The 13,110-nt window shown below is 71.5% G+C and carries 13 protein-coding genes; 9 read left to right on the plus strand and 4 right to left on the minus strand.

What is annotated here, in order from left to right; translation table 11 throughout:
• The first annotated feature begins 33 nt into the window (after window positions 1-33).
• Window positions 34-318, plus strand: a complete 285-nt coding sequence (locus OG521_34290; GenBank protein WUW25561.1) for a type II toxin-antitoxin system Phd/YefM family antitoxin — start codon at window positions 34-36, stop codon at window positions 316-318.
• Window positions 319-359: 41 nt separating this feature from the next.
• On the opposite strand, the gene OG521_34295 is transcribed toward OG521_34290, so the two are convergent.
• Window positions 360-1,352, minus strand: a complete 993-nt coding sequence (locus tag OG521_34295) for an ABC transporter permease (protein WUW25562.1) — start codon at window positions 1,350-1,352, stop codon at window positions 360-362.
• Between the two features lie 182 nt (window positions 1,353-1,534).
• On the opposite strand from OG521_34295, the gene OG521_34300 reads away from it, so the two are divergent.
• From OG521_34300 to OG521_34335, 8 genes are all read left to right on the plus strand, one after another.
• Window positions 1,535-2,164, plus strand: coding sequence for a TetR/AcrR family transcriptional regulator (locus OG521_34300; protein WUW25563.1), 630 nt, complete (start codon window positions 1,535-1,537; stop codon window positions 2,162-2,164).
• 138 nt (window positions 2,165-2,302) lie between these two features.
• Window positions 2,303-2,605: an urease subunit gamma gene (locus tag OG521_34305; GenBank protein ID WUW25564.1), complete on the plus strand. Its 303-nt coding sequence runs from the start codon at window positions 2,303-2,305 to the stop codon at window positions 2,603-2,605.
• Window positions 2,606-2,618: 13 nt separating this feature from the next.
• Window positions 2,619-2,930, plus strand: a complete 312-nt coding sequence (locus OG521_34310; protein WUW25565.1) for an urease subunit beta — start codon at window positions 2,619-2,621, stop codon at window positions 2,928-2,930.
• Window positions 2,923-4,644 carry an urease subunit alpha gene (locus OG521_34315; protein ID WUW25566.1) on the plus strand — a complete coding sequence of 574 codons (1,722 nt, stop codon included), beginning with the start codon at window positions 2,923-2,925 and terminating at the stop codon, window positions 4,642-4,644. Before OG521_34310 ends, OG521_34315 begins: the two co-directional genes overlap by 8 nt.
• A 13-nt stretch (window positions 4,645-4,657) precedes the next feature.
• On the plus strand, window positions 4,658-5,320 hold the full coding sequence (locus OG521_34320) for an urease accessory protein UreF (protein WUW25567.1): 663 nt from the start codon (window positions 4,658-4,660) through the stop codon (window positions 5,318-5,320).
• A gap of 53 nt (window positions 5,321-5,373) precedes the next feature.
• Window positions 5,374-6,051, plus strand: a complete 678-nt coding sequence (gene ureG / locus OG521_34325) for an urease accessory protein UreG (protein ID WUW25568.1) — start codon at window positions 5,374-5,376, stop codon at window positions 6,049-6,051.
• On the plus strand, window positions 6,048-6,821 hold the full coding sequence (locus OG521_34330; protein ID WUW25569.1) for an urease accessory protein UreD: 774 nt from the start codon (window positions 6,048-6,050) through the stop codon (window positions 6,819-6,821). The genes ureG and OG521_34330 overlap by 4 nt, the downstream gene beginning before the upstream one ends.
• Before the next feature lie 155 nt (window positions 6,822-6,976).
• The gene (locus OG521_34335) at window positions 6,977-8,554 is read left to right on the plus strand and encodes an alpha/beta hydrolase (protein ID WUW25570.1); all 1,578 of its coding nucleotides are present in this window, start codon (window positions 6,977-6,979) and stop codon (window positions 8,552-8,554) included.
• 63 nt (window positions 8,555-8,617) lie between these two features.
• Here the strand turns inward: OG521_34335 and OG521_34340 are convergent, their stop codons facing one another.
• From OG521_34340 to OG521_34350, 3 genes are all read right to left on the minus strand, one after another.
• On the minus strand, window positions 8,618-9,667 hold the full coding sequence (locus OG521_34340; protein ID WUW25571.1) for an NAD(P)H-binding protein: 1,050 nt from the start codon (window positions 9,665-9,667) through the stop codon (window positions 8,618-8,620).
• A gap of 64 nt (window positions 9,668-9,731) precedes the next feature.
• Window positions 9,732-10,445, minus strand: coding sequence for a 1-acyl-sn-glycerol-3-phosphate acyltransferase (locus OG521_34345; GenBank protein ID WUW25572.1), 714 nt, complete (start codon window positions 10,443-10,445; stop codon window positions 9,732-9,734).
• A gap of 352 nt (window positions 10,446-10,797) precedes the next feature.
• On the minus strand, window positions 10,798-12,852 hold the full coding sequence (locus tag OG521_34350) for a glycoside hydrolase family 6 protein (GenBank protein WUW26895.1): 2,055 nt from the start codon (window positions 12,850-12,852) through the stop codon (window positions 10,798-10,800).
• Window positions 12,853-13,110 lie beyond the last annotated feature (258 nt).

Here is a 13,110-nt window from a genome sequence, read left to right on the forward strand (position 1 = left end):
GTACAGGACGTACAGAAGGTTATGATGGGGAGCATGGCCTACGAGATTCCGGTGACGCAAGCCCGCGCTGAGCTCGCCGAACTGATCAACCGAGTCGTCTACGGCGGCGAGCGAGTGGTCGTGACGCGGCACGGCAAGCCGCTCGTGGCGTTCGTATCGGCCGCTGACCTGGAGCGACTTGAGAACGACGAGGCGGCGGAGCAGGAGCAGGTGATCAGTTCGGTCTCCTCGATCGGCTCCTCGTCGTCCGCTGCGGGCGAACGGCACCGCTTCGGGATCGCCGCGGAGCACCGGGGGCAGCAGGGCCCGGGCAACTGACCCGCCCTGCCCGCCCCCTCCGGAGACGGTGCTCCGGCTCTTCATCCCACCCGTGCGGCTTCGCGCGCGGGTGCGGCGCCGGGCGCTTCCGGCGCCGGTGGCCGGCGGCGCCCTCCGGCGATCACCGCGATCAGCCCGAGTGCGGCCCACAGGGCGAGGGTGAGGGCCGCGCCGCCCGCCGCGCGCCCGTCGAAGAACGCGACCGACCGCACCAGTGAGCCGCCCGCGCCCGGGGGGAGCCACTGGCCGATCATCCCGGCCGGCCGGGGGAGCAGTTCGGGTGCGCTGGTGACTCCGGAGAACGGGTTGCCCACGAGGACCATGAGCAGGGCGCCGAGGCCGATGCCCGCCGGGCCGATCAGTGCCGCGAGCCCCGCCACCGTCGCGCCGATGGCCAGCACGGTGAGGCCGAGGGCCCCCGCCTCGCTCCACCAGTCGCCGGTGAGGACCCCGAGCCAGCTGTCGGTGAGCGCGGTGGCGATGATTCCGACGAGTGCGGCCGCGCCCAGCAGCGCCAGGGCTGCCCGCCCGCCGCGCAGTCGCAGCAGGGTCACGGCCGAACCGGCGACCACGCCTGCGATGGCCAGGGGCAGGATGCTCGCGCCGAGCACGCTGCCGCGTGGATCCGCGGCCGGTGCCGCCACCACGTCCGTGACCGGCACGGCGGTGCCGGCCGGGGCCGAACCGGCCACCGCGTCGTGCAGCAACTGGGCGACCACGGGGCCGGCCGCGGACGCGGTCAGTAGCTCGGGGCCCCGGGGGGTGACGACCACCGCGCCGTATACGGCCCGGTGCTCGATCGCGGTGCGGGCGGCGGCCGCGGAGTCGTACCGGTGGATCTCGAAGGCGCCGTCGCGCTGTCCGAGCTGCCGCTGGAGCTGATCGGCGGCGGGGGCGGAGCCTGCGATGCCGACGGGAAGATCCCGTGGGGCCATCCGGGCGGCGGGCCAGGCGAACGCCCAGAGGGCGAGGGCCACCACGACGGGGACCAGCAGAACGACCGCCACCAAACGGTGGTTCGGGGCAGCGGGCATGACGGGACCTCGATTCAGGGAGAGCGATTCCATGCGGGTGCGGGTGCGGGTGCTGTGACGGGGCGCTTCAGCGGGCGCTCCACGGACACTTCATAGAGAATGAGCGTTCGTTTTATGTCATCGCCACTGTCTCGCCGGGCGTCGCTCTTGTCAAGAAGGAATGTTCGTTTTAGGTTGAGGGCATGGCCCGTGTATCCCAGGAACACCTCGATGCCCGCCGTCGGCAGATCCTCGACGGCGCCGCGCGCTGCTTCGCCCGGGACGGGTTCCACGCCACCTCCATGCAGGACGTCCTGAGGGAGGTCGGGCTGTCGGCGGGGGCCGTCTACCGCTACTTCAGCGGTAAGGACGACCTCATCGCGGCCATCGCCGGAGAGGCCGTCGGTGCTGTCCGTGAGGCGTTCGACCGTGCCGCGCGGGTCAGTCCGCCGCCCACCCCCGACGTCCTGATCGGCCGCGTGGTGCGGACCCTGTTCCACGACGAGGCGAACGCGGCGCGCGGTCTGGACCGGCGGGCCTTCGCCGGACTGATCGTCCAGGTGTGGTCCGAGGCGCTGCGCAGCGAGAGGCTGGCCGCCACCCTCGACGAGGCCTACACCGGTCTGCGGCAGTCGTGGTCCGGGCTGGTGGGGCTGTACCGCGAGTCCGGTGTGCTGGTGACCGACGTGCCGGACGAGCACGTGGCCCGCACGCTGATCGCGATCGCCCAGGGATTCATCACCCAGGTCGCCCTGTTCGGCGACGCCGGACCCGAGTTCCTGGAGAGCGGCCTGCGGGGCCTGATGTCCATGAATCTGCAAAAGGCCAGTTAACGCGCCGGAAAAACTTCGGCTCTAACGTGCAATACCTCGCCGTGAGGCACCGGTTCGTCATTCAACAGACTGTTGAGGGCGGCTAGGGTCTCGCTGCGCCCAGGGCCGGTACTGGGCGAACGACTGTGAGGTGGACACGTGCAACTGACCCCGCACGAGCAGGAACGCCTGCTCATACACGTAGCCGCGGACGTGGCCGGCAAGCGCCGTGCGCGCGGACTGCGGCTCAACCACCCGGAGGCGGTCGCCCTCATCACCTCGCATCTGATGGAGGGTGCGCGCGACGGACGTACGGTCGCCGAACTCATGGCATCCGGCCGCAAGGTGCTCACCCGCGACGACGTCATGGACGGCATCGCCGAGATGATCCACGACGTGCAGGTCGAGGCGACCTTCCCCGACGGCACCAAGCTCGTCACCGTCCACGATCCGATCGTCTGACGGGGCGGCGCTCGTGATCCCCGGAGAGATCCTGTACGCGGACGAGCCGGTGCCGCTCAACGCGGGACGGCCCGTCGTCCGCCTCACCGTCCTCAACGCGGCCGACCGACCGGTCCAGGTCGGCTCGCACTACCACTTCGCCGAGGCCAATCCCGGCCTCGCGTTCGACCGGGCGGCCGCCCGCGGGCTCCGGCTGAACATCGCCGCCGGAACCGCCGTCCGCTTCGAGCCCGGCGTCCCCGTCGACATCGAACTCGTCCCGCTGGCCGGACGGCGCATCGTCCCCGGCCTGCGCGGCGAGACCGGAGGCCCTCTCGATGCCTGAGCTCCACCGTGCCGTGTACGCCGACCTGTTCGGCCCCACCACCGGCGACCGGATCCGTCTCGCCGACACCGCTCTGCTCGTGGAGATCGAGGAGGACCGCTGCGGCGGACCCGGGCTCGCCGGTGACGAGGCGGTGTTCGGCGGCGGCAAGGTGATCCGCGAGTCCATGGGCCAGGCGCGCACCACCCGCGCCGAGGGTGCCCCGGACACCGTCATCACCGGCGCCGTCGTCATCGACCACTGGGGCATCGTCAAGGCGGACATCGGCATCCGCGACGGCCGGATCACCGGCATCGGCAAGGCGGGCAACCCGGACACGATGGACGGCGTCCATCCGGATCTGGTGATCGGTCCGGAGACCGAGATCATCGCGGGCAACGGGAAGTTCCTCACCGCCGGCGCGATCGACGCGCATGTGCACTTCATCTCGCCGACCCTGGTCGACGAGGCGCTCTCCAGCGGCATCACCACCCTCGTCGGCGGTGGCACCGGACCGGCCGAGGGCACCAAGGCCACCACGATCACCCCCGGCCCCTGGCATCTGGCCCGGATGTTCGAGGCGCTGGAGGCGTACCCCGTCAACATCGGACTGCTCGGCAAGGGCAACACGATGTCGCGCGACGCGATGCACTCCCAACTGCGGTCCGGAGCGCTCGGGTTCAAGATCCACGAGGACTGGGGCGCGACGCCCGCCGTCATCGACACCTGTCTGAGCGTCTGCGAGGAGACCGGCGCCCAGCTCGCCATCCACACCGACACGCTCAACGAGGCCGGTTTCGTCGCCGACACCCTGGCGGCCATCGCCGGGCGCACCATCCACGCCTACCACACCGAAGGCGCGGGAGGCGGCCACGCCCCCGACATCATCAGCGTCGTCTCGGAGCCGTACGTCCTGCCCAGCTCGACCAACCCGACCCGGCCGCACACCGTCAACACCATCGAGGAACACCTCGACATGCTGATGGTCTGCCACCACCTCAACCCGGCGGTGCCGGAGGACCTGGCGTTCGCCGAGTCGCGGATCCGGCCCTCGACCATCGCGGCCGAGGACATCCTGCACGACCTCGGCGCCATCTCGATCATCTCCTCCGACTCCCAGGCCATGGGCCGGATCGGCGAGGTCGTCATGCGCACCTGGCAGACCGCCCATGTGATGAAGAAGCGGCGCGGCGCCCTGCCCGGCGACGGGCGGGCCGACAACCACCGGGTCCGTCGCTATGTCGCCAAATACACGATCAACCCGGCCGTGGCCCAGGGCCTCGACCGGGAGATCGGTTCGGTCGAGACCGGGAAGCTCGCCGACCTGGTCCTGTGGGAACCGGCGTTCTTCGGGGTCAAGCCGCAGACGGTCATCAAGGGCGGGCAGATCGCGTACGCGCAGATGGGCGACGCCAACGCCTCCATCCCGACCCCGCAGCCCGTCCTTCCCCGGCCGATGTTCGGTGCGGTCGGCCGTGCCCCGGCCGGCAACTCCTTCAACTTCGTGTCGGCCGCGGCCATCAAGGACGGACTGCCGGAACGGCTCGGGCTCGGCAAGAGGTTCGTGCCGATCACCAGCACCCGGGGGGTGACCAAGGCCGACATGCGGGAGAACGACGCGCTGCCCCGGGTCGACGTCGACCCCGACAGCTTCGCCGTGACGATCGACGGCGACCCGGTCGAACCGGCCCCCGCCGCCGAACTCCCCATGGCCCAGCGCTATTTCCTCTTCTGAGACCGGACACCAGATGAGCCGTGCAGCCCTGCTCGTCCTGGCCGACGGCCGGTTCCCCGCCGGTGGCCACGCCCACTCCGGCGGCGCCGAACCGGCCGTCGCCCAGGGACGCATCCGCAACGCCGACGACCTCGCAGACTTCTGCCTGGGCCGTCTGCACACCACCGGGCTCACCGCGGCCGCGCTCGCGGCGGCGGCCGCCCACGGGCACGATCCACTGGCCCTGGACGAGGCCGCCGACGCCCGGACACCCTCACCCGCCCTGCGGGCGGTCGCCCGCAAGCTCGGCCGGCAGCTGATGCGGGCCGCCCGTGCCACCTGGCCGAGCGAGGAGCTCGACGCGCTCGCCCTGGCCCGGCCGCGCGGCGCCCACCAGCCCGTCGTCCTCGGACTCACCGCGCGAGCGGCCGGGCTCGGGCCCGAGGACGCCGCGCACTGCGCCGCGTACGAGACGGTCGGCGGTCCGGCCACCGCGGTGGTCCGGCTGCTCTCCCTCAACCCGTTCGAGGCCACCGCCGTCCTCGCCCGGCTCGCCCCCGAACTCGACCGAGTCGCCCGGCAGGCCGCCGACGCCGCGCGCGGACCCATCGACGAACTGCCCGCCGCCTCGGCCCCCTTGCTCGACATCACCGCCGAGGCCCACGCCGGCTGGCCGGTCCGGCTCTTCGCCTCATGACTCCGGCGCACCGCACCGCCCGCCGCACCGAACAACAGCACAGGAGCCGCACCATGCACCTCGACCACTCCCACCCCGGCCCGGCTGCCGTCGGCGCCGACGCCGCACGCCCCGACGGCACCCGGCGGGCCCTGCGCATCGGCCTCGGCGGACCGGTCGGCTCCGGGAAGACCGCGACGGTGGCCGCGCTCTGCCGCACGCTGCGCGACCAGCTGTCCCTGGCCGTCGTCACCAACGACATCTACACCCGCGAGGACGCCGCGTTCCTGCTGCGCAACGCGGTGCTGCCGCCCGAGCGGATCCAGGCCGTCGAGACCGGCGCCTGCCCGCACACCGCCATCCGCGACGACATATCCGCCAATCTCGAAGCGGTCGAGGACCTGGAGGACGCGGTGGGGCCGCTCGACCTCATCCTCGTCGAATCCGGCGGTGACAACCTCACGGCGACCTTCTCCAAGGGGCTGGTGGACGCCCAGATCTTCATCATCGACGTGGCGGGCGGCGACGACATCCCGCGCAAGGGCGGCCCCGGTGTCACCACGGCCGACCTGCTCGTGATCAACAAGACGGACCTGGCGCCGTACGTCGGATCCGATCTAGGCCGGATGGCCCGGGACGCCGCACAGCAGCGCGGCGAACTGCCCGTCGTCCTCACCTCGCTCACCTCCGGCGAGGGCGTCGGACCCGTCGCGGACTGGGTGCGGGGGCAGCTCGCCTCCTGGACCGCATGAGCGTCCGGGCCACCGCCCGCGTCACCGCCGTGCGCGACGGACACGGCGGCACCTCGCTCCCCGTCCTGGAGAGCGCCGGACCGCTCGCCGTGCGCCGGACCAGGGCGGCTGTCCCCGGATCCGCGCGCGTCACCGTCGTCGGCGCCATGAGCGCCCCGCTCGGCGGGGACCGGCTGGCCATCGAGGTGCGGGCGGAGCGGGGCACCCGGCTCACCGTCGACTCGGCGGCGGCCACCGTCGCCCTGCCCGGCCCCGGTCCCGCACCGCGACCCGCCCACTACGGCCTGGCGCTGACCGTGGAGGAGGGGGCCGGGCTCGACTGGCTGCCCGAGCAGCTCATCTCGGCGCACGGCAGCGAACTCCGGATGACCACCCGGGTCGAACTCGCCTTCTCCGCACGGCTGGTGCTGCGCGAGGAACAGATCCTGGGCCGGCACGGTGAGACCACGGGCACGCTCCACAGCAGACTCACCGTCCGGCGGGCCGGACGCCCGCTGCTCGACCAGCAGGTCGCGTACGGGCCGGGCGCACCCGGCGGCTGGGACGGCCCCGCGGTGCTCGGCGGCCACCGCGCCGTCGGACAACTGCTCGTCGTGGACCCGGCGTTCGACGACGTGTGCCCGGACAGCCGGCTGCTGGGGCCCACCGCCGCCCTCACCCGGCTCGCGGGCCCTGCCGTCCTGGTGACCGCGGTCGCCGCGGACGCCAGGGCACTGCGGGCCGTGCTCGACGCCGCGGCCGACGCGCTCAAGGTCCGCGCGGACGGCTGAGTACCGCTGGCAGGACACCGGTGTCCGGTTATCGATTCGGTAAAGAAGTGGGTGCGCGACCTGTTCTCAGGCGGCTCACAGACGACAGGATCCGCGGGAGGTTCCTACTGAACTGCGCCGCACCCAAAGGCGCTTCACTATGGGGGAGGTTCCACTTGAGACGCACAGCAGCGCTCGCCCCGGCCGGCGCCCTGATCGCGGGCACGCTCATAGCGGGCGCGATGGCCGCGCCCGCTGCCACTGCCGACGGCCGCCACCACAACGGCTCCGAGGCACACGGCGTCCAACTGGCCGCGGCACGCGCGGCCCGGGCCGGCATCGACTGGGCGGACTGCCCGGCCGACTGGGCCATCGCGGCACCGATCCAGTGCGGCTGGGTCACCGTCCCGCTGGACTACGCGAGGCCCGACGGCAAGAAGATCAGGATCGCCGTCGACCGGCACGTCAGCACCGGAACCAGCCGCGAGCGCCAAGGCGCCCTGATCTACAACCCGGGCGGCCCCGGCGGCTCGGGCATGGCGTTCCCCAAGCGGATCGCGACCAAGAGCCCGCTCTGGGTGAACACGGCCAAGGCCTACGACTTCGTCGGCTTCGACCCGCGCGGCGTCGGCCACTCGGCGCCGATCTCCTGCATCGACCCGCAGGAGTTCGTCAAGGCGCCCAAGGCCGACCCGGTCCCGGACTCCGAGGCCGACAAGCGCGCCCAGCGCAAGCTCGCCGCCGAGTACGCGGACGGCTGCGCCGAACGCAGCGGCGACATGCTGCCGCACATGACCACCCCCAACACCGCGCGCGACCTCGACGTCATCCGCGCCGCGCTCGGCGAGAGGAAGCTCAACTACCTGGGCGTCTCCTACGGCACCTACCTGGGAGCGGTCTACGGCACGCTCTTCCCCTCCCACGTCCGCCGCATGGTCGTCGACAGCGTCGTCAACCCGGCGAAGGACAACATCTGGTACCAGGCCAACCTGAACCAGGACATCGCCTTCCAGAAGCGCTGGAACGACTGGAAGTCATGGGTCGCCGCCAACGACGCCACCTTCCACATCGGCGACACGACCCAGAAGGTCGAGCAGGAGTGGCTGAAGCTGCGCGCGGCGGCCAAGAAGAGCCCGATCGGCGGGGTCCTCGGCCCGGCCGAGCTCATCGGCTTCTTCCAGGGCGCCCCGTACTACGACTCAGCCTGGGCACCCACCGCCCAGACCTGGAGCGCCTACCGGGCCGGTGACACCCAGGCCCTGCTGGACGCCGCCGCCCCCGACCTGTCCGACACCGCGGGCAACATCCGCTCCGAGAACAGCAACGCCGTCTACACGGCGGTCGAGTGCGCGGACGCCAAGTGGCCCACCAGCTGGCGGAAGTGGGACCGCGACAACACCCGGCTGCACGCGCAGTACCCGTTCATGACCTGGGCCAACGCCTGGATGAACCTGCCCTGCGCCACCTGGCCGGCCAAGCAGCAGACCCCGCTGGACGTCCGCACCGGCAAGGGTCTGCCCCCGGTACTGATCGTGCAGTCCACGCGAGACGCCGCCACTCCCTACGAGGGCGCCGTCGAACTGCACAAGCGCTTCCGGGGTTCGCGCCTCATCACCGAGGAGGGCGCCGGATCGCACGGCGTCACCGGTCTGGTCAACCCCTGCATCAACGAGCGGGTGGACGGCTACCTGCTCACCGGGAAGACGGACCGGCGCGATGTGACGTGCGCCCCGCACGCCACGCCGAAGCCGTGACACGCGGGTGAGGGGGGCGGGCGGCCGGGTACGTCACCGGCCGCCCGTCCTCCGTCGCCCGGCTCAGACCTCGCGGTCGTGCGCCTCCAGCCAGGCGTCCTCCGCCGCGTAGTCGAAGAGCTGGGTGCCGTACGACCGCAGCATCGCCGGATAGGCGTCCGTCCAGTCCCGTCCGGCGAGCTGCGCGGTGATCCACTCCACCGTCTCCGGCAGCGACTCGGCATAGCCCGTCACCGGCCGGTACCCGAGCTCCCGCTCCGCGGCCGTCATGTCGTAGACGATCGGATACTCGCTGCTCCACGGCGTCTCACCCACGCCGTCCGGGGTGCCGGCGCCCGGCATCAGCACGGTCGTCGACCGCCGGCCCAGCACCGCGTCCACCGCCTCGCCGATCTCCGCGACCGTCGGCGCCTGCGGGTCCGCGGCGTTGAGCACCCGAGAACCGGGCTTCAGCGCGGCCAGCCGGATCAGCTCCGCCGCGTTGGCCGAGTGGACCGGGTGGAAACGGGACTTCCCGCCGTACGCCAGCACCCGGCGCGTGCGGCCGTCCAGGGCCCGCTTCACGAAGTAGAGCTCACGCGGGGAGCGGCAGTACGGACCGTGGACCGCGCCCGCCCGCAACAGCGTCACCGGAAGAGCGTCGCCGGCCGCCAGCAGCTCCCGCTCCAGCCGGATCTTCCGCGTCACGTACGTCGCATCGCCGGGCTCGACCGTGGCCTGCGACTCGGGAATCGGAACCAGGTAGCGCGGCACCCCGTCCGGCTCGCCCAGCGTGTCGAAACTGCGGCCCTGTTCGTCCGCGTACACCGCCCCGCTGGAGACGACCACCGCCGAGCCGATCCGGTCCGCGAGAGCCGTCAGCTGGCGGGCCTGCGCCTCCCCGTACGCCACCATGTCCACCAGCACATCGCAGCCGTCACCGAGCGCCGCCGCGAGAGCGCCCTCCTCGTCGCGGTCCAGCGCGAGGGCCCTGACCCCCTCGTCCCACCGCTCGTCACGACCGCCGCCCCGCGAGGCCGCGGTCACCTCCCAGCCGTCCTCGACGAGCGAGCGCACCGCGGCCCGCCCGATCTGACCCGTCGCTCCCAGCACCCATGCGTGTCCCTTGCTCATGCATCGAACGCTAGGCGGCCCCCGACGCCCTGACCAGCGAAGTTCACCGATCGCGAATCCGCCGTCAGCGTCGGCGTTCGGGGAACTTCCCCGCACCGTCCGGCTGCGCGGCCGCCTTCACCTTGCCCGCGTACTCGTCGACGTACTCCTGACCGGACAGGCCGAGGATCGCGTACATGATCTCGTCCGTGACCGCCCGGATCGCCGCCTTCTCGTTCTCCAGGCCCGCGTAGCGTGAGAAGTCCAGGGGTTCGCCGAAGCGGATGGTGACCTTCTTGATGCGCGGGACGACCTTGCCGGGAGGCTGGATCTCGAAGGTGCCGACCATCGCGCACGGCACCACCGGCGCCTGGGCCCGGATCGCCATCACGGCCACACCGACCTTGCCCTTGTAGAGACGGCCGTCGTGCGAACGGGTGCCCTCCGGGTAGATCCCCAGCAACTCGCCCCTGCTCAGCACTCCGAGTCCCTCACGGATCGCCGCCTGCCCCGCGTCCTTGCCCGACCGGTCCACCGGGATCTGCCCGGCACTGCGGAAGAACGCGGCGGTCAGCCGGCCCTTCACACCCGGGCCGGTGAAGTACTCCGCCTTGGCCAGGAAGGTGATCCGCCGTCTGATGATGGCGGGCATCAGGAAGTGGTCGGAGAACGACAGGTGATTGCCGGCGACGATCGCCGCACCGTCCTGCGGAATGTGCTCCGCGCCCTCGATCACGGGGCGGAAGAACAACCGCAGCAGCGGTCCGAGGACGACGTACTTGAGCAGGTAATAGAACACGGGGCGGCTCCAAGCTCTGCCGGATCGGCTCCAGGACTGCGTTCTGCCAGGTCAGCGGACAAGCCAGAGGGGACAGCCTATGTCCAGCCCTCCTCCCTCGTAACCGTCCACGCCAGGAGCCACCCGGCGGGCCGCCGTCAGGGGCAGTACCGGGGAGCCCGGTCCAGGTTGTGCCACGTGACCAGGACCAGGGGGACGGAGCCTGTCCGGTCCGCCTTCCCACCCCGCCGTGTTCCGAACCTCCCGCGCACATGACACCGCCCCCTGCCGGTTCTCCGGCGGGGGGCGGGTCTGCTGCGGTTCCCGGGCCCGGCCCCCGTCACCGTGTCAGGACGGGGGCCGGGACGCGGGATCAGGGGGCGGTGCCCCAGGACAGCGCGCCGGTGACGTACACACCGATCTTCGCGGCGTCGGCGAAGGTCGTCGACGTCGAACGGCTGTAGTCGTCGGCCTCGTTGAAGTTGGACCAGTCGCTCTTGTTCAGCCGGAGCTGCATCTCGCCCGTGGACGCGCCCGCCGCCAGGGAGCCGCTGCCGAAGCCGACCTCCAGGTAGTGGCTGGCACCGGCCGCCGAACCGGCGGTCTTCACACCGTGCGTCAGGGTCCCGCAGCCGATGACCGCGTAGTCGCACGAGGTACCGAAGGTGGAGGCCCCGGACTCGGGGGTGAACCAGTAGCGCAGCTTCACGGTGGACAGGTCCACCGCGGTGCTGCCGGTGTTGACCAGCTGCAGCGCCATCCGGATCTGGTTGTCGGTCGCGGAGGAGTCGGTGTTCTTGTACTGCACCTTGAGCGAGCCCGTTCCGGTGCCGCCGCCCGCGGACGTGGTGGCGGACAGTGCGGCCGAGGCCGACGAGACGTTGCCGGCCGCGTCCTTCGCCTTGACCGTGTAGCTGTACGCGGTCGACGCGGTCAGCGACGAGTCGGTGTACGAGGTCGTGGTGGAGGAGCCCACCTTCACGCCGTCACGGAACACGTCGTAGCCGGTCACCCCGGTGTTGTCGGTGGACGCCGTCCAGGACAGCGAGACGCTGCCGCTGGTCTTCGCCGTCACGGTCACACCGGTCGGCGCGGTCGGCGCCTGGGTGTCGTCGCCGCCACCCGGGTTGCCACCGCCGTCGATCGGCGGGTAGGCGTTCTTCACGAGCTCCTGGAACTGCGCGGAGAACCAGTGGCCCGCGAGCGGGGAGTTGGGCAGGGCACCCGACATGCTGTTGCCGTTGCGGCCGTTACCGGTGTACGTGGGGTCGCACATCCGGTCGAAGCCCTTGCCCTCGTCGTTGTCGATGGGGGCGCTGTTGCCGTCCGACTCGCCCGGGGGCTTGGCCCAGACGTACGCGTCGATGCCGGTCTCGGGGGCCGCGGTGGGACGTTCGCCGATGCCGGCGCCGCTCTGGTTGCACCAGTTGCCGGCGTGGATGCGCCGGTCGACCCGGCCGCCGTTGACGTAGGCGTCCACACTGGTCGTCGGGCCCGCGGAGGTCGGGCGCGCGGAGCCGCCCCAGCCGTTGCGGGCGGTGTCGATCAGCATGCCGATGTTGGAGTTGAAGCCCTGGCTCACCAGCAGCGTGCGCAGCGCCTGGGCGAACGTCAGCTCATCGGTGTAGTAGTTCCAGTCGACCCACTTGGACTGGCGAACCGTGGTGCCGTTCACCGAGTCGGTGATCTTGAAGTTCGGCTCCTTGAGAGCCGAGTAGTTGGCCGTGTTCACGATGAAGCCGGCCACGTCGTCGACCGTGGCGCCTTCGGACGTGGCGGCCTTCTTGAACTCCGTGGCGGCCGGGCCCATGTTGCTGTCCCAGCCCAGCCAGCCGTGGTGGGCGGCGTCGATGTAGTTGTAGACGTTCGGGATGGCGCCGAGGGTGTGCAGGGCGTAGCCGACACCCTTCTCGTAGTTGCCGTTCGCCTTCATCGTCGCGCAGGCATCGGTGGAACCGGCGGTGCCGCCCGCGTTGGTGACGATGTTGGGCAGCGAGTCGGGCTCGATGATGGTGACGATCCGCAGGCTCGCGTAGGCCGGGTCGGCGAGGATGTCGGAGATCGGGTCGATGTACTCGTTCTTGTACCGGTCCAGCTCGGTGGGACCGAGCTCACCGTTCGACGCCAGCGCGGCGCAGTCGCGTCCCGGCAGGTCGTAGATGACGACCTGGAACAGGTTCGCACCCTGGTCCAGCGCGGTGTCCAGGTGCTCGCGCAGGCTCTTCGCGGTGGCCGAGCCCTCGATGGCCGCGATGCGGTCCATCCAGACGAAGGCCGGCGTGTCGGCGATGGCGGCGCCGCCCGGTTCGGCCGCCGCCTTGGCGGACCAGTCGGGGTTCACGTATGCCGTGGCGCCCACATAGGGGTTGTCGACCCGCGCAGCTGCCGAGGCGGTGGTGGGTAGGGCCACCGCCAGTGCCGCGCCCATGGCCAGGGCGGAGACTGCGGCCAGCCTCCGGCGCAGCCCGTGCATGATCGTGCCTCTGGTACTCATTGCGGCTCCGTGCTCCTCTCGTACGCCTGCGGAAACTCCCCGCAGACGGGTCGGTGGGGGTGGTGCTCCGGGAAGCCGTCAGCGGAGACGGCGACCCGGGTGTGGTGCGTCGGTGAGGACGGTGGTGGTTCCCCGATGGCGGGCACAGCGGGGGTGAGTGGTTGACCCGCCATCGGGAGTGCGGTGGGTGGC

The organism is Streptomyces sp. NBC_01463, from assembly GCA_036227345.1.
Classification (GTDB): domain Bacteria; phylum Actinomycetota; class Actinomycetes; order Streptomycetales; family Streptomycetaceae; genus Streptomyces.

Excerpts from the sequence above, each read along its gene's own strand:
- OG521_34295 (WUW25562.1), bottom strand. The coding sequence starts at position 1,352 with ATGCCCGCTGCCCCGAACCACCGTTTGGTGGCGGTCGTTCTGCTGGTC.
- OG521_34300 (WUW25563.1), top strand. The coding sequence starts at position 1,535 with ATGGCCCGTGTATCCCAGGAACACCTCGATGCCCGCCGTCGGCAGATC.
- OG521_34320 (WUW25567.1), top strand. The coding sequence starts at position 4,658 with ATGAGCCGTGCAGCCCTGCTCGTCCTGGCCGACGGCCGGTTCCCCGCC.
- OG521_34330 (WUW25569.1), top strand. The coding sequence starts at position 6,048 with ATGAGCGTCCGGGCCACCGCCCGCGTCACCGCCGTGCGCGACGGACAC.
- ureG (WUW25568.1), top strand. The coding sequence starts at position 5,374 with ATGCACCTCGACCACTCCCACCCCGGCCCGGCTGCCGTCGGCGCCGAC.
- OG521_34290 (WUW25561.1), top strand. The coding sequence starts at position 34 with ATGGCCTACGAGATTCCGGTGACGCAAGCCCGCGCTGAGCTCGCCGAA.
- OG521_34315 (WUW25566.1), top strand. The coding sequence starts at position 2,923 with ATGCCTGAGCTCCACCGTGCCGTGTACGCCGACCTGTTCGGCCCCACC.
- OG521_34340 (WUW25571.1), bottom strand. The coding sequence starts at position 9,667 with ATGAGCAAGGGACACGCATGGGTGCTGGGAGCGACGGGTCAGATCGGG.
- OG521_34350 (WUW26895.1), bottom strand. The coding sequence starts at position 12,852 with ATGGGCGCGGCACTGGCGGTGGCCCTACCCACCACCGCCTCGGCAGCT.